This window comes from Streptomyces gottesmaniae, assembly GCF_031845845.1.
GTDB lineage: Bacteria > Actinomycetota > Actinomycetes > Streptomycetales > Streptomycetaceae > Streptomyces > Streptomyces akebiae.
In genome coordinates, this window is sequence record NZ_JAVRFJ010000068.1 from 1 (window position 1) to 19107 (window position 19107).

17 protein-coding genes are annotated in these 19107 nt (G+C 71.4%); 8 read left to right on the forward strand and 9 right to left on the reverse strand.

Annotated features, from left to right (window positions below; genetic code table 11):
* From RM704_RS43035 to RM704_RS43050, 4 genes are all read left to right on the forward strand, one after another.
* A partial coding sequence (locus tag RM704_RS43035) for an NADase-type glycan-binding domain-containing protein (RefSeq protein ID WP_438828994.1) occupies positions 1-945 on the forward strand: 945 nt, incomplete at its 5' end.
* A 96-nt stretch (positions 946-1041) separates the two neighbouring features.
* A complete protein-coding gene (locus RM704_RS43040) occupies positions 1042-1545 on the forward strand; it encodes a hypothetical protein (protein WP_192829630.1) in 504 nt (167 codons plus the stop codon).
* On the forward strand, positions 1542-2810 hold the full coding sequence (locus RM704_RS43045; RefSeq protein WP_052145978.1) for an McrC family protein: 1269 nt from the start codon (positions 1542-1544) through the stop codon (positions 2808-2810). Before RM704_RS43040 ends, RM704_RS43045 begins: the two co-directional genes overlap by 4 nt.
* Before the next feature lie 28 nt (positions 2811-2838).
* Positions 2839-3393 carry a glycoside hydrolase family 25 protein gene (locus tag RM704_RS43050; RefSeq protein ID WP_033526810.1) on the forward strand — a complete coding sequence of 185 codons (555 nt, stop codon included), beginning with the start codon at positions 2839-2841 and terminating at the stop codon, positions 3391-3393.
* Positions 3394-3421: 28 nt separating this feature from the next.
* Here RM704_RS43050 and RM704_RS43055 read toward each other — a convergent pair whose 3' ends face one another.
* The 3 genes from RM704_RS43055 to RM704_RS43065 form a co-directional block, all read right to left on the reverse strand.
* Entirely contained in the window at positions 3422-4141 is a 720-nt protein-coding gene (locus RM704_RS43055; RefSeq protein WP_311593313.1) for an NADPH-dependent F420 reductase, read from the reverse strand.
* A gap of 117 nt (positions 4142-4258) precedes the next feature.
* The gene (locus RM704_RS43060; protein ID WP_033526808.1) at positions 4259-4471 is read right to left on the reverse strand and encodes an EF-hand domain-containing protein; all 213 of its coding nucleotides are present in this window, start codon (positions 4469-4471) and stop codon (positions 4259-4261) included.
* Positions 4472-4542: 71 nt separating this feature from the next.
* Positions 4543-5457, reverse strand: a complete 915-nt coding sequence (locus tag RM704_RS43065; protein WP_033526807.1) for a helix-turn-helix domain-containing protein — start codon at positions 5455-5457, stop codon at positions 4543-4545.
* A 52-nt stretch (positions 5458-5509) separates the two neighbouring features.
* Between RM704_RS43065 and RM704_RS43070 the strand changes: the two genes are divergently transcribed.
* Entirely contained in the window at positions 5510-6142 is a 633-nt protein-coding gene (locus RM704_RS43070) for a GNAT family N-acetyltransferase (protein WP_033526806.1), read from the forward strand.
* Positions 6143-6170: 28 nt separating this feature from the next.
* On the opposite strand, the gene RM704_RS43075 is transcribed toward RM704_RS43070, so the two are convergent.
* The 6 genes from RM704_RS43075 to RM704_RS43100 all read right to left on the reverse strand — a co-directional run bounded on the left by RM704_RS43075 (position 6171) and on the right by RM704_RS43100 (position 12571).
* Complete coding sequence (locus RM704_RS43075) at positions 6171-6800, reverse strand: ADP-ribosyltransferase (RefSeq protein WP_033527008.1); 630 nt, start codon at positions 6798-6800, stop codon at positions 6171-6173.
* A 117-nt stretch (positions 6801-6917) separates the two neighbouring features.
* Positions 6918-8144 (reverse strand): YncE family protein, encoded by a 1227-nt coding sequence (locus tag RM704_RS43080; RefSeq protein ID WP_033526805.1) that lies wholly within the window; start codon positions 8142-8144, stop codon positions 6918-6920.
* A gap of 73 nt (positions 8145-8217) precedes the next feature.
* Positions 8218-8721, reverse strand: coding sequence for an ATP-binding protein (locus RM704_RS43085; RefSeq protein ID WP_033526804.1), 504 nt, complete (start codon positions 8719-8721; stop codon positions 8218-8220).
* 317 nt (positions 8722-9038) lie between these two features.
* Positions 9039-9806, reverse strand: a complete 768-nt coding sequence (locus RM704_RS43090; RefSeq protein WP_033526803.1) for an enoyl-CoA hydratase/isomerase family protein — start codon at positions 9804-9806, stop codon at positions 9039-9041.
* Positions 9807-9894: 88 nt separating this feature from the next.
* Positions 9895-11082: a L,D-transpeptidase gene (locus RM704_RS43095; protein ID WP_033526802.1), complete on the reverse strand. Its 1188-nt coding sequence runs from the start codon at positions 11080-11082 to the stop codon at positions 9895-9897.
* 262 nt (positions 11083-11344) lie between these two features.
* On the reverse strand, positions 11345-12571 hold the full coding sequence (locus RM704_RS43100; protein WP_033526801.1) for a L,D-transpeptidase: 1227 nt from the start codon (positions 12569-12571) through the stop codon (positions 11345-11347).
* Positions 12572-12720: 149 nt separating this feature from the next.
* Between RM704_RS43100 and glgX the strand changes: the two genes are divergently transcribed.
* The 3 genes from glgX (at position 12721) to RM704_RS43115 (ending at position 19029) form a co-directional block, all read left to right on the forward strand.
* A complete protein-coding gene (gene glgX, locus RM704_RS43105; RefSeq protein ID WP_033526800.1) occupies positions 12721-14985 on the forward strand; it encodes a glycogen debranching protein GlgX in 2265 nt (754 codons plus the stop codon).
* Between the two features lie 247 nt (positions 14986-15232).
* Positions 15233-17110 (forward strand): ABC transporter ATP-binding protein, encoded by a 1878-nt coding sequence (locus RM704_RS43110; RefSeq protein ID WP_033526799.1) that lies wholly within the window; start codon positions 15233-15235, stop codon positions 17108-17110.
* On the forward strand, positions 17107-19029 hold the full coding sequence (locus RM704_RS43115) for an ABC transporter ATP-binding protein (protein ID WP_033526798.1): 1923 nt from the start codon (positions 17107-17109) through the stop codon (positions 19027-19029). Before RM704_RS43110 ends, RM704_RS43115 begins: the two co-directional genes overlap by 4 nt.
* The last annotated feature ends 78 nt before the right edge of the window (positions 19030-19107 follow it).

The following is a 19107-nucleotide window of genomic DNA, read 5'->3' on the forward strand; positions in this document are numbered from 1 at the left end:
GCACCCCCCACCTCACCGACCCCGGCCCCGGCACCGCCCCCCTCCCCCTCCGCCGCGGACCGGGCCAGGTCCCTCCTGGTCCCGGTGGCCGACCCCGAGCACCGCGCGCCCGCGGAGCCGGCCGTCGCCCCCGTACTGCCGGGCCGCCCCGACGTGCAGCGCCCCCAGGTCCGCGCCCCGCAGCCGGAGTTCGGCACCGAGGGCGGCGTGCCCTGCCCGTGGTGCGGGACCCCCACGCGGCCGGACCGGCACTTCTGCGCACGCTGCGCGATGCCGATGGCCGGCCGTACCGAGGCACCGGCCCGGCTGCCGTGGTGGCGCCGGGTGCTGACCGGCCGCAACACGGAGACGCCGTGGGCGGGTGACCGGCCCCGGCTGCGGCGCGGCTTCGGCCAGATCCTCAGCTGGCTGGTCGGTGCCCTCGTCCTGACCCTGATCGTCACCCTCGCCTTCCAGGCCGACGACGCCTACCAGGCGACCCGCGACCACTTCGCCAAGCGCGCGTCGGTCGTCCCGGACAGCTTCAAGGCGTCCCGTTCGTTCCCCGGCCACAAGCCTCAGCTGGCCTTCGACACGTACAGCAACACGTGGTGGGGCCCGGGTGTCACGCAGTCCGGCGAGGGCGAGTGGATCGAGGCCCGCTTCGAGGAGCCGACGCGTCTGCTCGACGTGGTCATCACCCCGGGTGTCTCCAAGAACGCGGACCAGCGGGCGGAGTCGGCCCGCCCGCACCGCATCGAGGCGAAGATCACCGCCCCGGACGGCTCCGTCTCCACCAAGACCCTCACCCTCGACCAGAGCGCCGGCGGCCAGCGCCGCAAGTTCCGGGTCGGCGCGGCGGAGACCGTCCGGTTCACCCTGCTCTCCGCCTACGGCGCGGACGCCAAGAAGCAGGTCGCGATAGCCGAGATCGAGTTCTTCGGCCGCTCCAACGGCGGTAGCTGAAAAACGGCTCACCCACCTCGCCGATCCGCCCCCGTCACGTGACGACCGTCAAGGCCCCTCCTAGGGTGGGCACTTCGAACGTGCGAGGGGCGGGCGGTGGGCATGGAAGCGGACCAGCCGGTGGGTGCCGAGGTCGTGGCGGAGGTGCGGCGCGTCTTCCATGGCGGGCTGCTGGGCGGGAAGTCCGCGTTCGCACCGGAGACGGACGCCTGGACCGAGGCGACGGCGTCCGATCTGCGCGCCCGTTTCGTGGACCGGCCGGACGAGTCGTCGGACACGTTCCTGGTCAAGCTGCGCCGCCAGTTGGACGGCGCTCCGCTCACGACCGTCGTCCTGGCGGCCGAACTGCTCTTCGTGAACATGGCCCCGCTCAAGCCCGAGCAGATCGGCCTCAGGAAGAAGCTCCAGATCCTCGGCGAGATCCTCTCCTGGGCCGGCCTCGCCCACCTGGCGAAGCCCGGCGCGGCCCGCCCCGAGGGTCTGGATCTGATCTGGCGCACGCAGATCCTGCCCCTGCTGGAGGACCAGGTGTACGGCACGGGCGTGGACGTCGAGGAGGAGTACGGCCTGGCCTCCCTGCGCGCGGCGCTGGGCTCATGACGACCGCTCCCGGCGCGCTGCCCGGAGCGGGAAACCCCGTGGCTCCCCCGCTCCGGCTCACCGTCGACGAGACCGGCCCCGGAACCGTACGGGAGCTGACGGCCGACCAGGTCGCCGGGCTGCTCTCGGCCCCCGGTGCCATGCGGCTGCCCCCGGCTCCCGGCGGGCGCTGGCGGGTGGCCGGGAACCAGAAGGTGGGCCTGGTCCGGCTGCGCACCCCGGCGGGCGACGTGATCGAACTGCTGCTGCGGCCCAAACTCCCGGTCCGCGACCTGCTGTTCCTGCTCTCCCACTCCCCCGGCGACCCCTGGCACGCCGAACCGGAACAGGTCACCGCGACCACGGCGGACGAGCTGCTGCCCGCCCTCGCGGACCTCCTCGCCCGCGCCACACGCCGCACCCTGGACTCCGGTGTCCTGCACGGCTACCGCACGGTCGAGGAGGATCTCCCGCTGATCAGGGGCCGCATCCGCACGGCGGACCAGCTCCGCCGCGTGGGCCTGCCCCTCCCGGTGGCCGTCCGCTACGACGACCACACCCCGGACATCGCGGAGAACCGCCTCCTCCTGGCCGCCCTCCACCTGGCCGCCCGTCTGCCGGGCGTGCCCGCCCGCACCCGCTCGGCCCTGCGCCACCTCACCGACCACCTGCGCGGAGTCCGTCTCCTCCACCCGGGCGCACCGCTCCCCCTCTGGACCCCGACCCGTCTGAACGCCCGCTACGCCCCGGCCCTGCGCCTCGCGGAGCTGCTCCTCACCCGCCGTTCGCTCCGGCCGGAGGGCGGGGACCCGATCCCCACCGACGGCTTCCTGCTCGACATGCCGGCGGTCTTCGAACGCTTCCTGACCGTCACCCTCACCGCCGCCCTCGCCCGCCACGGCGTGCGCTGCGCCGCCCAGGAGACCCGCCACCGGCTGGACGAGGGCGGCCGTGTCCCGTTCCGCCCGGACCTGGTCCTCTACCGCGGCGGCCGGCCCGTCTCGGTGGCGGACGCGAAGTACGCGTACGTCACCCCCACCGCCCCACCCACGTCCCACCTCTACCAACTGCTCGCCTACTGCACCGCCCTCGGCCTCCCCCACGGCCACCTGATCTACGCGGCCGCCACCTCCGGCGCCGGCCCCGACCCCACGCCCCACGTCATCCGCCGGTCCGGCATCACCGTCACCGCCCACACCCTCGACCTCGCCGTGCCACCCGCCGCGCTCCTCGCGGGTGTCACGGCCCTGTCCGAGCGGATCGCGACCGGCCCCCCAACCGGCTGACTCCCCCACACCCCTCCCGGAGGCCCCCATGCTGCGCGGCATCGACGTCAGCTCCTACCAGTCCTCCTCGTACGACACCAGCGGTCTGTCCTTCGTCTTCGTCAAGGCCACCGAGGGCCGCACCTACACCAATCCGAAACTCGCCGCCCAGACCAGGACCGCCCGCGAGGCGGGCCTGGTCGTCGGCTTCTACCACTTCCTCTGGCCGGGCAACCTGACCGCCCAGGCCGAGTACTTCGTCGCCAAGGCCCCGGAGCGGGCGGGCGACATCCTCGCCGTCGACTGGGAGACCACCGGCGAGGGCACCCACGCCTCGAACGCCGAGAAGGACCGCTTCCTCCGCAAAGTGAAGGAACTCCGCCCGAAGCACCGGGTGATCCTCTACTGCAACCGCGACTACTGGCTGAACGTCGACTCCACGTCCTACGCCGGCGACGGCCTCTGGATCGCCGACTACGTCACCGCGGGCAAGCCCCGCATCAAGGCCAAATGGCGCTTCCACCAGTACACGGACGACCCCGTGGACAAGAACGTGGCGGACTTCGCCGGCAAGGCCGCCCTGCGGGAGTGGGCCGGCGGCTGACCACGCTCCACCGGCCCGGTCGCCCCGGTCACCCGCGGAAGTCCGGCGTGCGTTCCCGGGATGCCTCGGCCAGGGCCTTGGTGACGGCCTCGACTCCGGCCTGGAGGCCGTAGACGGGCGTGTCGGGCTGCTGGCGCCAGGACTCGTCGAGGCCACCCGCGTCGACGGTGTCGAAGCCGAGTTCGTCGATGAGGGAGCGGACCTTCCTCTTGGCCGCCTCGTCGTCGCCGGCCACGGGCAGAGCGATGCGGTCGGGGGCGCCGACGGGGCGGGGGCGGTCGAGGATGTCCTGGGCGTAGGTGCCGTTGAAGGCCTTGATGACGGGGTGGCCCAGGTGCCGTTCGGTCCAGCGGCTCTCGGTGAGACCGTCGTCCTCGATGGCGGAGATCCTGCCGTCGCGCTGCCTGGGGTAGTAATTGCCGGTGTCGATGACGGCCACACCGTCCGCCGCCTCGTCGAACAGGCCCGACGGCAGGTCGGGGACCGCCTTCAGGGGGACCGTGACCACCACGACCTCGGCGCCGCGGGCCGCCTCCGCCACCGGGACCGGGGTGGCGCCCGTCTCCTCGGCCAGCGCGGTGAGGGTGTGCGGTCCGCGGGAGTTGGCGACGGAGACGTCGTGACCGAGGGCGGTGAGCCGTCGGGTGAGGTTGCCGCCGATGTTGCCCGCGCCGATGATGCCGATCTTCATGTCAGGCCGCCCTTGTGATCGAGGAGAGTGGAGAGATCTCCGGGTTCCACAATGCATGCGCGTGCATGCATGTCAGGCACCAACCCCGTCCCGTCCTTCCCTATTCCGCACCCCGGCATGACGAAGGGGCGCCTTCCGTCGCACATGACGGAGAACGCCCCTCGGCCGCTCGGCTCACTTGCCCAGGTGGGCCCAGAACTCGTCGAACGACAGGAGCTTGTCGCCGTTGAGGTCGCGGGTGCGGATGATGACCTCCGCCACGGACTCGGTGACGTTCCAGTCGCCCTCCTGGGCGAGGGCGGTCTTGAACTCGGCGGCGGTGATGAACCCGTCACCGTCCGCGTCGATCCGCTGGAACTCCTTGCGCGCTGCCTCGATGTCCGCCACCGATCCGCCCCTTCTTGGTGCCCTGCCTCTTCGAGGCAGTCCTGCTGACAGTCCTACTGACGCAGGTCAGATTAACCGGCCGCCCGAGCACGGAGTGCGGCGACCACCCACGCGAACTCCTCGGTGTGCGCCGAGAGCGGCTCCACGCCCCGCACCAGCGCGGCCAGCTCCCGGAACCGGGCCAGCTCGGCGTGGGCCGCCGACGTGACGCGTTCCAGCACGGCGGCCCGGTCGGCGTCGCCGAGCAGCCCGGCCAGCACCTCCTCGGCGGCGGGCGAGGCGGGGTCGACGCCCTCGCGCAGCGCCTCTCCGGCGAGCTGCACCAGGCGGCTCATGAACCACAGGGAGGTGCCCGACGGCGCGTCCGGCCCCCGGTCCGCCGCGTTGAACTCGACGGTCTCCCGCATCCGTGCCCGGAACCCCGGGTCCTGGAGCATCTCGGCCAGCTCCACCCAGGCGTCCACCTGCTCGGGCGTGGGGTCCTCCGGCAGATCCGCGAGGCTGAACCTGAGCCGCGTCCGGACGTCGGGGTCGGCGGTGTCGAGTCCTCCGAAGGTCTCCTCCATGAAGTCGTCGATGATCCGCCCTCGTTCGGCGGCGGACAGCCGGGCCAGTCTGTTCATCAGTGTCATCTCCTCCGCGGTCGAGCCGCGTCGCGCCACGGTCGACAGCACCGCCCGGGTCACCCTCAGCGCGCGGATCTGCGCGTCCAGCGCGGCCACGTGCGTGGCCGCGACCTCCGCGACGGTCGTCTCGCCCGCGAGCACCTGCCGAACGTGGTCCAGGCCGAGGCCCAGTTCCCGCAGGGTGCGGACGAGTTCGAGCCGGGCCACGGACTCGGCGTCGTAGAGCCGGTAGCCGCCCGCGCTGCGGGTGACCGGGCGCAGGACGCCCTCGTCCGACCAGTAGCGGATCGTGCGGACGGACAGACCGGAGCCGCGGGCGAGCTGCCCGATGGTGAAAAGGCCGGTGCTGTTGTCGATCATGTCTGCGAGTCTGGGCCTTCCAGTGGGTGGAGACTCAAGGAGCACGGCGGCGATGGAGAACTTGCGGGCCATTCTCGATGCGGCGGCCGAGGGGGTCTTCCCACCGGCGGACGGCGGTACGACGATCGTCGCCCAGCACGCTCCCCGGGACGCGGGGGTCCTGTGCTTCACGGCGCACTCCGTCGTGTTCACGGACGAGGATCCCCGGTGGGTGCGCGAGAGTCTCGCGGCGACGGAGTGCGACGCGCTGTCCGCGAGCATGAACCCGCGGTTCCTGGCGGCCCTCATGGAACGGACGGGCCGTACGGCCGAGACCATCGACGCGATGCTGGTCGCCTCGCCCCTGCCGGGCGAACCGCCGCTCCCGCTGCGGGAGATCACGGACGCCGACCACTCCCGCGTCGCGTACGCGCGGCGGCGCCGTGACGACGTACGGGTCTGGACGGTGGAGGGCGGCGTCCTGACGACGGGCCGGGGGATCGCCGGGCGGCTGGAGGTCTCGGTCGAGGTGGCGGAGGGCGTACGGCAGCGGGGGCTGGGCCGGGCGCTGGTGCGTGCCGCACGTCATCTCGTCGCCGAGCCGCTGTGGGCGCAGATCGCGCCGGGGAACGCCCGCAGCGTGCGGGCGTTCCAGTCGGCGGGCTATCGGCCGGTGGGCTCGGAGATCCTGCTCGTCGCCCGATAGCCGCGTGGGGCCCGGTGGGGCGACGGCGTCAGTGCCAGGGCTCGTAGTGGGGGTTGCTCTCGCACTCGCTCATCTTCTCCGTCTTGGTCTTCTTGTCGACCGGGCAGACGCCGATGATGAACTCCGTCCTGATGCCGCCGGGGAAGGCGACCTCGACCTGGTCGGCCCACTTGTGCTGGTCACCGATGGTCTTGTTGACGTCGACGCCGCCGGGGGCGTCGATGTAGTAGTTGTAGCCGGACTTGTACCAGGTCTTGTACAGGTCGTGGTCGTAGGTCGTGGAGACGTACGGCGAGGGCTGGTTGACCAGGACGTAGCTCTCGATGTCGTACTGCCCGTCGATGACGTCCTTGGGGTGGAAGCCCTGCTCGAAGACGACGGCCGGGCCCCGGCTGTCACTGCGGTAGAGAGTGCCGCAGCTCTTGCGCCAGACCGGCTCGGGGGTGATGCGGTCGACGTCCACGCGGCGGTCGGCGGCGGCGTGCACCGGGTCCTCGAACCGGGGGCAGGTGGGGGCGGCGGCCCCCACGAAGGCGGCGGCCTTGGCGGACGTCGAGGCGGGGGTCTGTGCCGGTGTGGTCGCGGCGGAGGTCGCGAGGACGGCGGAGAGGGACAGGACGACGGCGGCGGCCCGGCGCCGCGCACGAGTGGTGATCATGCCGAGCACGATCTCGGCTGTGCGGCGCCGGGCCGGGGACCCTCACTCGTTTGGAGGCGTGTCATCCCGCCCGGTTGTCATGTGTCACCGGAAGATGCCACCGCAAGTCGCGGGTCGTCACCGGAAGATGCCCGTGTGGCCGAGGGAGTAGCGGCCGGGCTGCGGGTAGACCGCGAGGCCGTGCGGGCCGCTGCCGACGGGGACGCGGGCGAGCTGCTCCCCGGTGCGGGTGTCGATGGCGTACACCTCGGAGTCGTAGCGGCCGGAGAGCCACAGGACCTTGCCGTCGGCGGAGACGCCGCCCATGTCGGGGCTGCCACCGTCGGGCAGGTGCCATTTCTTGGTCAGCTTGTCCTTGGTGAAGTCGAAGACCGACACCGTGCCCTCGCCGCGGTTGGAGACGTACATCTCCCGGGAGTCGCGGCCGACGTAGAGGCCGTGGGTGCCCTTGCCGGTGGGCAGCAGTCTCGGTTCGTCGAACTTGTCGCCGTCCAGGACCCACATGCCGTCGGCCATCATGTCGGCGATGTAGAACCGCTTGCCGTCCGGTGAGATCTTCACGTCCTGCGGCATGGCTCCCTCGAACGGCAGCTTCTGCTGCCCGATCACCTTCATCCTCGCGGTGTCGACCTTGAGCAGTTCGCCGCTGAACTCGCAGGAGACGATGAAGTACGTGCCGTCGAGGGAGAAGTCGGCGTGGTTGACGCCGTAGCAGGTGACCGGCTCGGTCTTGATCCGCTTCATGGTGTGCGGGTCGCGGAAGACGAGTTCGCGGTCGAGGGAGGCCATGACGACGGCGTACTTGCCGTCGGGGGTGAAGTACAGGTTGTACGGGTCGTGCACCTCGACCGGCTTGCCCGCCTTGCCCGTCCTCGGGTCGATGGGCGTGAGGGTGTGGCCCCGGTTGTTGTTGACCCACAGCGTCTTCAGGTCCCAGGACGGTACGACGTGCTGGGGCTGGCGGCCCACCGGGATCGTCTCGATGATCTCGTACGTCTCGGGGTCGATGACGGAGACCGTGTCGGACTCGCTGTTGGGCACGTACACCCGGGACGGGAAGTCCTTGACCACCGGGGAGAGCCGGTTCGGGCGGTCGGCGGCGTAGACGTCCCGGGGGTCCAGCACGGGAGGCATGCCGGGCAGTCCCCGGACCGCCGTCCGCTGCTTCTTCCTCCGCTCGGCGGCTTCGGCTTCGGCGGCGGCACGGTCGGCCTGGACGCGCTGCTCCTGCTCGGTGGGCCCGGTCTCGGAGCCGCACGCTGCCACGGCGGCGAGGACGGCGGCCGCGAGAAGGGCGCGCTGCACGAGGGTGCGCTGCTTGAGGGGGGTGCGGGGCGTGGTCACGCGACCTTTATAGGGAGGTTCCCCGCGAATGTCGGCGATTCGTCCGATCGGCGGAGGTGCGCGTGGCGAGGGGCTACCGGTCCGCGACCCTCATCTCGAACCAGGTCGTCTTGCCGCGCGGCAGCAGGTCCACGCCCCACCGGTCCGAGAGTTTGTCCACCAGGAACAGGCCCCGCCCGCTGATGTCCGTCTCCTGGACCGGCATCAGGCAGGGCAGCCCCCGTGAGGGGTCGCGGACCTCGACGCGGATCCAGCCGGGCCGGCGGCGCATGCGGAGTCCGAAGACGCGGGCGCCGGTGTGCCGTACGGCGTTGCCCACGAGTTCGGAGACGAGTAAGACGGCGTCCTCGGTCATCTTCGGCGACAGTCGCCACTGGCGCAGGACGACGACCTGGGCGAGCCGCCGCGCGGTGGCGGCGGACTCGGGACGGGACGGGAGCGGAACCTCTGCCTCGGTGGGGTTGCCGAACAACTCCAGTGCTTTCTGCGCCCGTTCGTCCTCGATCGCAGGTGACCAACGCGCCGCGGTCGCACTCCCGTGCCGCCGCGGCTGTTCGATACCCTCCAGCCCCGCCATGCCCCCATCATGGCCGTCCCGAGCCCCCTTCGGGGCCGTTCCGCAGGAATACAACCCCCGGAACCAACCATTCCGGGGGTTTCGGTTGACATATGCCAGTGGCAGAAAGCTGTTCGCCACAGCCCTCCTGACCTGCGCGAACCTGCTGAACTTCGGTCAGCGGCAGGCCCCTTGGGCGAGATGTTCTTAAGGCTGCCTTAAGGCTCGGATAAAACGCCCCTTCGGGGGATGCGGGTAATACACCGCGTCAACTGCAAGTCGATCAGCGGAACTTGTGAACCCGATTCCGAGGCGCGCCGACCGCGGTTCCACGGCCGTCAGACGAATTTCGCCTTGCCCGGCCCCTCCTCCACGAAGCTGCGCATCCCGCGCTCGCGGTCCTCCGTGGCGAACAGCCCGGCGAACCAGTTCCGCTCGATCGCGAGCCCGGTCTCCAGATCGGTCTCCAGGCCCGCGTCGATCGACTCCTTGGCGGCCCGCAGCGCGATCGCCGGACCCCGCGCCAGCCGGGCGGCCCACTCGTGCGCGGCGGAGTACACCTCGTCGGCCGGGACGACCCGGTCCACCAGGCCGAGCGCGAGCGCCTCGTCCGCCTTGACCATCCGGCCGGTGAAGATCAGGTCCTTGGCCTTGGAGGGGCCGACGAGCCGGGACAGACGCTGGGTGCCGCCCGCGCCCGGGATCAGCCCGAGCAGGATCTCCGGCTGGCCGAGCTTCGCGTTCTCCCCGGCGATCCGGTAGTCGGCGCACAGCGCCAGCTCGCATCCGCCGCCCAGGGCGTACCCGGTGACGGCCGCGACGACCGGCTTGGGGATACGGGCCACGGCGCTGAAGGACTCCTGCAGGGGCCGGGACCGGGCGACCATCGCCGCGTGGTCCATGGCCTGCATCTCCTTGATGTCCGCGCCGGCCGCGAACACCTTCTCTCCTCCGTAGAGGACGACGGCGCGTACGTCGTCCCGGTCCGTCGCCTCCTCGGCGAGTTCCTTGAGGCGGTCCTGGGTCGCGATGTCCAGGGCGTTCATCGGGGGGCGGTCGAGGCGGATGGTGCCCACGCCTTCGGCGACTTCGAGATGCACGGTCATGCTCCGCAGGTTAACCGCGACTAACGGCGACGGCCCCGGTGCCTTACATCACACCGGGGCCGTGCGTCAGGTTCTCAGGCGGTGGCGCTCACGCCTTCCACTTGTCCCACGACATGTTCCAGCCGTTGTAGCCGTTGTCCGGGTCGACGATCCGGTCGTTGGAGTTCTTGACCACGACGACGTCACCGATCATCGAGTTGTCGAAGAACCAGGCGCCCGGCGCCTTCCGGTCCCAGCCGCCGCGGGTGTCGCGCAGCCCGATGCAGCCGTGGCTGGCGTTGTAGTTGCCGAAGGCGTCGCCGCCCCAGTAGTTGCCGTGGATGAAGGTGCCGGAGTTGGTCAGCCGCATGGCGTCCGGCACGTCCTTGATGTCGTACTCGCCGCCGTAGCCGACTGTCTCGCCGTTCATCCGGGTCACGCTCAGGCGCTCGCTGATGACCATCTGGCCGTTCCAGGTCTCCATGCCGGGCTTGCCGGTGGTGACCGGAATGGTCTTGATGACCTTGCCGTCCCGCTCGACCTTCATGGTGAGCTTCTTGACGTCGACCGTGGAGACCTGGCTGCGGCCGATGGTGAAGGAGACCTTCTTGTTCTGCTCGCCGTAGACGCCGTCGCGGCCCTCGACACCGTCGAGGTTGAGGTCGACGGTGACCTTGGTGCCGGCCTTCCAGTACTTCTCCGGGCGGAAGTCGATACGGTCGTTGCCGAACCAGTGGCCCTCGACGTCGACGGCCGGCTCGGTCTTGATGGTGATGGCCTTCTCGACGTCCTCGGGCGCGGTGATGCCCCGGGTGAAGCGGATCGAGAACGGCATGCCGACGCCGACCTTCGAGCCGTCCTCGGGGGTGAAGATGCCGACGAAGGTGTTCTTCGGGGTCAGCGTGGTGAAGGTCGAGTCCTCGGCGGCCTCGCGCCCCTCGGAGTCCTTCGCGACGGCGTGCACCTTGTACTCGGTGGCGGAGTTGAGGTGGATGGACGGCGTCCAGCTGGAGCCGTCCTTCGCTATCTCGCCCTCGATCTTCTCGCCCTTGTCGTTCTCGACCGTGACCTCGGACAGCTTGCCCTTCGTGGCGGTCACCTTGAGGGCGCCGCTGGTCGCCACGGAATCGGCGCCGTTCTTCGGGGCGATGGAGACCACCGCCTCCGAGGCCTTGGTGGCCGCCTTGTCGGAGGCGGTCCTGTCGGATCCCTTCTCCTTGCCACCGCCGGAGCCGGAGTCCGCGCCCCCGCCTCCGCCGCACGCGGTGACGGCGAGCAGCATCAGGACCGGCAGCATGGCCAGGGCCCCCCTGCGCCGCCGAGTCCGCGCGCCAACCGACGCCCCCGATATCGGTCGCCCGTTCAACTCTCTGTTCTCCCCTCGCACGGCCTGAGCAGGCCCGCACCCCTACGCGCAGCGTGCGCGTACGCACGTACATTAACCAGATGATCGGGATGATTTGGCCTCGGTGAATGTCACCGTTCAGTCCCAACTCGGATGATCACGCGCGTCCCCCCTGCCGGTGCCGTGCCGGGTCTCATGTCGGCGCCATGTCGGTCTACTTCACCGCGGCACCCGCTTTCCACTCCTTCCATCCCATGTTCCACCCTCCGAGGCCATTGTCGGGAGCGACCTTTTTGTCATTGCTGTTGACGACCTCGACGACGTCCCCGACGAGGCTGCGGTCGAAGAACCAGCCCGCGGGGGTGCCGGAATCGCCGCCCTTCACATCGCGCAGGCCGACACAGCCGTGGCTGACATTGGCCCGGCCGAAGGCGTCCGGGGCCCAGTAGTTGCCGTGCAGGAAGGTGCCGGAGGTGGTCAGGCGCATGGCGTGCGGGACGTCGGGGATGTCGTACTCGCTCTTGCCGTTCGCCTTCCTGAAGCCCACGGTGGCCCCGTTCATCCGGGTCACCTCCAGCATCTCGGTGACGACCATCTTCCCGTTGTACGTCGTGGTCTTGGGCGCCCCGGCGGTGATGGGAAGCGTGGCGAGCACACCGTCGCCGCGCTCCACGCGCATGGTGTGCCGCGCCGCGTCGACCACGCTGACCTGGTGGCGGCCGACGGTGAACGAGAACGTCCGGTCCTGCTGGCCGTAGACGCCGGGCGCGCCCTCCACGTCCCGCAGCCGCAGGGCGACGGTGACCCTGGTACCGGGCCTCCAGTACGTCTCGGGGCGGAAGTCGAGGCGTCCCCCGCCGAACCAGTGCGGACGGACCTCGACGGCCGGCTCGGCGGTCACCTCGACGGCGCGTTCCACGGCCGCGCGGTCCTCGATCACCCGGTTGAACTCCAGGGAGACGATCATCCCGGTGCCGACGGTGGCCCGGTTCTCGGGCGTGGCGTACGCGATGAAGCGCTCGTCGGGGACGTGTGTGGTGAAGGTGACGTGTCGCGCCGAGCGCCGGCCGTGGCCGTCGAGGGCGACGGCGTCGACGGTGTACCGGGCGGCCAGCGCGAGCTTCGGTGAGCCGGTGGGGCGCCAGGTCAGCCCGTCGGCGGAGAGCCGTCCCGGTACGGGTGACTCCTGCGCGTCCTGGGACTTCACCACCTCCACGGACTCCAGGCGCCCACTGGGCACCCTTACTTCGAAGCGCTGCTCCGGGCGCACGCCCTTGCTGCCGTCCTCCGGTGTGACCCGGATCGTGTCGTCGGGTGCCTTTCCGCTGGTGAGCGGCGGTCCTGCGGTGCAGCCGGCGACCCCGGCGAGCAGGCCGGCCCAGGTGAGCGCGGCGGCCAGGGCGGCCCCGGCGCGGCGCGCGTGCGTCTGTGCGTGGTTCACGTGCGGCCCAACGACGGCGCACGCCCCCGGGAAACGTGAGTGCGAGGCGTGCTCTGGGCAGAACCCTTGGGAGGACGACGCGATGGGGAGCGGTGACGGGACATCTCGCTCCCCTTCTCCGTCGCCCACCGAGCCGCGGGAGGCCTGAGGTGTCGAGCGCAGCCGAGCAGGACGAAGTGCGGGGGACGCGGGGGGTGCCGGCCGCGCGTCCGGCCACCGTGCTGAACGGCGACCGGCGCGAGGAGGCCGCGCCGGAACGAAGGCCCGTGTGGCCGGGGGCGTCGACACCGCTGGGGGCGCGGTTCCGGGTGGGCCCCGACGGGGTCGCCGGCACCAACTTCGCGCTGTGGGCGGGCGGGGCGGAGTCCGTCGAGCTGTGTCTGTTCTCTCAGGCGGGTGAGGAGACCCGGCTGAGGCTGACCGAGCTGACCCATGAGATCTGGCACGGTTTCGTGCCGGGCGTCCTGCCGGGGCAGCGGTACGGCTACCGCGTCCACGGCCGCTGGGACCCGTGGACCGGCGCCCGCTGGAACCCGGCGAAGCTCCTCCTCGACCCCTACGCGCGTGCCGTGGACGGCGAGTTCGCCCTGCCGCCGGAGGTGTACGCGCACGTCCGGGACTGGCCCGAGCAGCATGTCGCCGACACCGTGCGCGACGAACGGGACTCGGCACCGCACGTCCCCAAGGGAGTCGTCGTCCATGACGACGCCCCCGACGACGAGTGGATCGACGACCGCCGCCCGAAGACGCCGTGGGCGGACTCGGTCATCTACGAACTGCACGTCCGCGGCTTCACGATGACCCACCCCGGCATCCCGGAGGAGCTGCGCGGCACGTACGCCGGTCTGGCCCACCCCGCCGCGATCGAGCACCTGGTGAAGCTGGGAGTGACGGCGGTCGAGCTGCTGCCCGTGCACCAGTTCGCCCACGAGGACCATCTGCTGCGCCGGGGCATGCGCAACTACTGGGGCTACAACTCGATCGGCTATTTCGCCCCGCACGCGGCGTACGCCTCGTCGGGCACGACCGGGCAGCAGGTCGGGGAGTTCAAGCGGATGGTGCGGGCGCTGCACGCGGCCGGTATCGAGGTCGTCCTCGACGTGGTCTACAACCACACAGCCGAGGCCGACGAACGCGGCCCGAGCCTGTCGCTGCGCGGCATCGACAACCGGGGCTACTACCGCCTGCAGAGCGACGCCCGCCGCTACGCGGACTACTCGGGCTGCGGCAACACCCTGCACGTGGTCCAGCCGCACGTCCTGCGGCTGATCACGGACTCGCTGCGCTACTGGGTGACGGAGATGGGGGTCGACGGGTTCCGCTTCGACCTGGCGGCGGCGCTCGCCCGCTCGATGCACGACGTCGACATGCTCTCCCCGTTCCTGGCGGTCATCGCCCAGGACCCGGTGCTGCGGCGGGTGAAGCTGATCGCCGAGCCGTGGGACGTGGGTTCGGGCGGCTACCAGGTCGGGGCCTTCCCGCCCCTGTGGACGGAGTGGAACGACCGCTACCGGGGGGCGGTCCGGGACTTCTGGCGGGGCGCGCTGCCGGACGTGCGGGACCTCGGCTACCGCCTGTCCGGGTCGAGCGACCTCTACGCCTGGGGCGGCCGCAGGCCCTACGCCTCGGTCAACTTCATCACCGCGCACGACGGTTTCACCCTGCGCGACCTGGTGTCGTACGAGCGCAAGCACAACGAGGCGAACGGGGAGGGGAACCGGGACGGTTCGGACGACAACCGGTCCTGGAACTGCGGCACCGAGGGCGAGACGGACGACGAACGCGTACGGGCGCTGCGGCGACGCCAGTTGCGCAACCTCCTGACCACACTGCTGCTCTCCACGGGCGTGCCGATGCTGGTCGCCGGCGACGAACTGGGCCGCACGCAGGGGGGCAACAACAACGCGTACTGCCAGGACAACGAGATCAGCTGGCTCGACTGGAGCCTGCTGGAGGACCCCTCCTGGAAGGCCCTCTTCGATCTCACGTCCCGGCTGATCGCGCTCCGCCACGCGCACCCGGTCCTGCGCCGCCGGGCCTTCTTCTCCGGCCGCGCCCACTCGGCGGACGGACTGCGGGACCTGGCCTGGTTCACGGCCCGCGGCACGGAGATGACCGAACGGGACTGGTACGCGCCGACCACGACACTGGGCATGTATCTGTCGGGGCGGGACATCCCGGGCCGGGACGCCCGGGGCGCCGCCGTCCTGGACGACAGCTTCCTGACCGTGCTGCACGCCGGTGACCGCCCGGTGAGCTTCGTCCTGCCGGGAACGCCGTGGGCCGATCGCTACGAGGTGGTCGTCGACACGTCACGGGAGGAGCAGCGGGAGGGGCCGGGGGTGGTGCACCGGGCCGGGGAGTCGGTGACGGTACCGGCGCGGTGCGTACTGCTGCTGCGGGTGGTCTGCTGAACACCGCCGACGGCGTCGACGAGGAAGGGGGACGACTTGTGCGGCTTGTAGGGCCTGTACGGCCTGTACGGCCTGTAGGGCCTGTACGGCTTGTAGGGCCTGTACGGCTTGTGGGGCTTGTGGGGCTTGTGGGGCTTGTGTCGAGAGTCCCGGACGGGCGCGGGACCGTCGTAGGACTCACGGCCGGACGCGGTCCGGCCCGAAACTCGGTGGGCGTTGTCAGTGGCGATCCGTAGGCTCGCTGCTGATGGCCACGACACGTGCAACCGCAGAGGAACCCGACCGGACCGAGGAACCGGGAGCGGCCTCCGAAGCCGCGAGAACCGCGGAACCCGAGAGGGCCGGGGCGCCCGGGAAGGCCGCCGGGCGGTCCGCCGTACGTACGCTGCTGCGGCTGTGGCCGTATGTGCGGCCCGTGCGGGTGCGACTGTCCGTCGCCGCGGTGGTCGCGATCGTCGCCTCCCTCGTGGGCCTGTTCATCCCGCTCGTCCTGAAGTGGATGGTGGACGGCCCGATCGCCGACCGGGACCCGGCGGGCGTGTGGCTCGGCGCACTGTACCTGCTGCTGCTCGGGCTCGCCGAGGCACTGCTGTTCGGCTTGCGGCGCTGGCTCGTGGCGCGGCCCCTCGCGGGGGTCGAGGCGTCGATGCGCGCGGACCTCTACCGCCATCTGCAACGCCTGCCGGTCGCCTTCCACGACCGCTGGGCCTCCGGTCAGCTGCTCTCGCGCGGGACGACCGATCTGATGCTGCTGCGGATGTTCCTCGCCTTCCCGCTGACGTTCCTGCTGGTCAACGCGGTGACCATCGTCGTCGGCGTGATCATCATGCTCGCCCAGGACTGGACCCTCGGGCTCGTCATCCTCGGGCCCGTCGTCCCGGTGATCGTGACCTGTGTCGTCTTCGAGAGGAAGTACAACGCCGTCGCCCGCCTCGCGCAGGACCAGGTCGGCGACCTGACGACGGTCGTCGAGGAGAGCGTGCTCGGGATCCGCGTCATCAAGGGGTTCGGGCGGCACCGCAGCCAGGCGCGCGCGTTCCGTGAGCTGTCCCGGACGCTGCGCGGCACCGAGCTGCGCAAGGCCCGCCTCCTCTCGGCGATCTGGGGCGTCATCATCACGCTCCCCGAGATCGCGATCGGTGCGGCGCTCGTCCTCGGCGTCGTCCAGGTCGCCGACGGCGTGCTGTCGGCGGGCACCCTGGTCGCCTTCCTGTCCACCGCGCTCGCGCTGCGCTGGCCCGTCGACTCGATCGGCTTCCTGCTGGCGATGAGCCAGGAGGCGGCGACGGCGACGGAAAGGTACTTCGAGGTGATGGACGAGGCCCCGGAATCGTCGACGCCGACGGCCCACCCCGCCCCGGCCCCCGCCCCCGCCGGGGACGGCGGACTCCGGTTCCACGACGTCACCTTCCGCTATCCCGATGCCGCTCCCGGCAGTGCCCCCACCCTCGACCGCGTCGACCTGCACATCCGGCCGGGCGAGTCGATGGCCCTGGTCGGCGCCACCGGCTCCGGCAAGACCACCCTCACCGCCCTCGTCCCCCGGCTGCACGAGGTGACGTCCGGCCGCATCACGCTGGACGGCCACGACATCACCGAGATGTCCCGGGACTCGCTGCGCGCCCTCGTCGCCGTGGCCTTCGAGGAGCCCACCCTGTTCTCGGCGACCGTCGGCGAGAACGTCCTGATGGGCGGCCCGCCGGACGCGGGCGAGCCCGAGCTGGACCGCGCCCTGGCCATCGCCCAGGCGGAGTTCGCGCACGCGCTCCCGCAGGGCACGGCCACCCAGGTCGGCGAACAGGGCCTCAGCCTCTCCGGCGGCCAACGGCAGCGCCTGGCGCTCGCGCGGGCGGTGGTCGGCAGACCCCGCTTCCTGGTGCTGGACGACCCGCTGTCGGCACTGGACGTGCACACGGAGGCCGCGGTGGAGGCCGCGCTGCGCCGGGTGCTGGCGGAGACGACGGCGCTGATCGTGGCGCACCGCCCGTCGACCGTGCTGCTCGCCGACCGGGTCGCCCTGCTCTCCGGCGGCCGCGTCACGGCCGTGGGCACCCACCAGGAACTGCTGCGCACCAACACCGAGTACGCCCATCTGATGTCCGGCACCGAGGAGGACGAGCGATGACGGCGCCCCTGACCACCGCGCCGGACAAGGAACCGAACGAGGAACCGGACGGCAAGGCGAACGGCAAGGCGGACGGGCAGGCGGCGGGCCGGCCGGACGGGACGACGTCCCTGGAGAAGGCCCCCGTCGGGGACCGGTTCGACCACGACGACCTCCCCACGCCCCCGGGCGCCACCCTCGCGCTGCTGCGCTCGCTGCTCGCGCCGATGCGGGCCCGAGTGGTCATGGCGAGCGTGTTGCTCCTGCTGCAGCAGGCCGCGGTGCAGGCGGGCCCGCTGCTGGTGGCGTACGCCATCGACAGTGCCGTACCGGCCCTGCGGGACGGCCGGCACGGGCCGCTGATCGCGGTGGCGGTCGGCTATCTGGCGTGCGCGCTGGCGGCCGGCGGGCTGCAGTACCTGTTCATCGGGGCGTCCGCGCGGGTGAACCAGGACGTGCTGCTGGATCTGCGCGGCCGGATCTTCCGGCAGGCGCAGGCCCTGAGCATCGACTTCCACGAGCGGTACACCTCGGGCCGGCTGATCTCCCGGTCCACCACGGACGTCGAGTCGCTGCGCGAACTGCTCAACGAGGGCCTGCAGGAACTCATCGGCGTGATCCTCGCCTTCGTCTACATCTCGGCGATGCTGCTCTGGCTGGACCTGGGGCTCGGCGCGGCGGCGCTGGCGTCGTTCGTGCCGCTGTACGGGTTCGTACGGATGTACCAGCGGCGCGCGGCGAGCGTCTACACGGCCCGGTCCAGCGCGATCGCCGCGGTGATCGTGAAGTTCGCGGAGACGATGAACGGGATCCGTCCGGTGCGGGCGTTCCGCCGGGAGGCCGCCAACGACGCCGAGTTCAGCGCCCTGAACCGGCACCACGAGCGCAAGAACGGCGACGCGATCCTGGAGATGGCCCGCTACGTGGTCTGTTCCCGGGTGGTCGCCAACATCACGGTCGCGGCGATCGTGCTGTGGGGCGCGTACCGGGTGGCGTCGGAGTCGCTGGCGCTGGGCGTGCTGGCGGCCGCGGTGCTGTATCTGCGGCGGCTGTACGACCCGATCGACCGGCTCGGCATGTTCCTCAACTCCTACCAGTCGGCGGCGGCCTCGCTGGAGAAGATCGCCGGTCTGCTGGCGCAGGCACCGTCGGTCCCGGAGCCCGCCGAGCCGAAGGAGCTGCCGGTGACGGACCGCGAACTGCCGGGCCGCGAGGTCGTGTTCGACGACGTGCGGTTCGCGTACCGCACCGGCGGCGAGGTCCTGCCCCGGTTCGACCTCACCCTCGCGGCGGGCAGCACGGTGGCGGTGGTCGGCTCCACCGGAGCCGGCAAGTCGACCCTCGCCAAGCTGGTGGCCCGCTTCTACGACCCCACGTCCGGGCGGGTCCTCCTGGACGGTGTCGATCTGCGCGACCTCCCGGTGCCCGAGCTGCGGCGCGGGGTGATCATGGTGACGCAGGAGTCGTTCCTGTTCTCCGGCACGGTCGCCGAGAACATCGCCATCGGCCGCCCCGAGGCCGACCGCGAGGAGATCGAGCGCGCCGCGAAGGCGATCGGCGCCCATGACTTCATCACCGCCCTGCCCGACGGCTACGACACCGACGTACGCAAGCGCGGTGGCCGTATCTCCGCCGGTCAGCGTCAACTCGTCGCGTTCGCACGGGCGTTGCTGGCCGACCCGGCCGTCCTCATCCTGGACGAGGCGACCAGCTCGCTCGACGTCCCGGGCGAACGGGCGGTCCAGCGCGCGATGGCGACGGTGTTGCGCGGGCGCACGGCCGTGGTGATCGCGCACCGCCTCTCCACGGTCGAGATCGCCGACCGGGTCCTGGTGATGGAACACGGCCGCGTCGTGGAGGACGGCACCCCGGCGGACCTGATCGCGGGAACCGGCCGCTTCGCCGAGCTGCACCGGGCCTGGCGGGACAGCCTGGTGTGACGGGCCGCGCCCCGGAAGGGGCGCGGGAACCGCGCGAGAAGCCCCACCGGGCCCGCGCCCGAGACCGCACCCACCCAC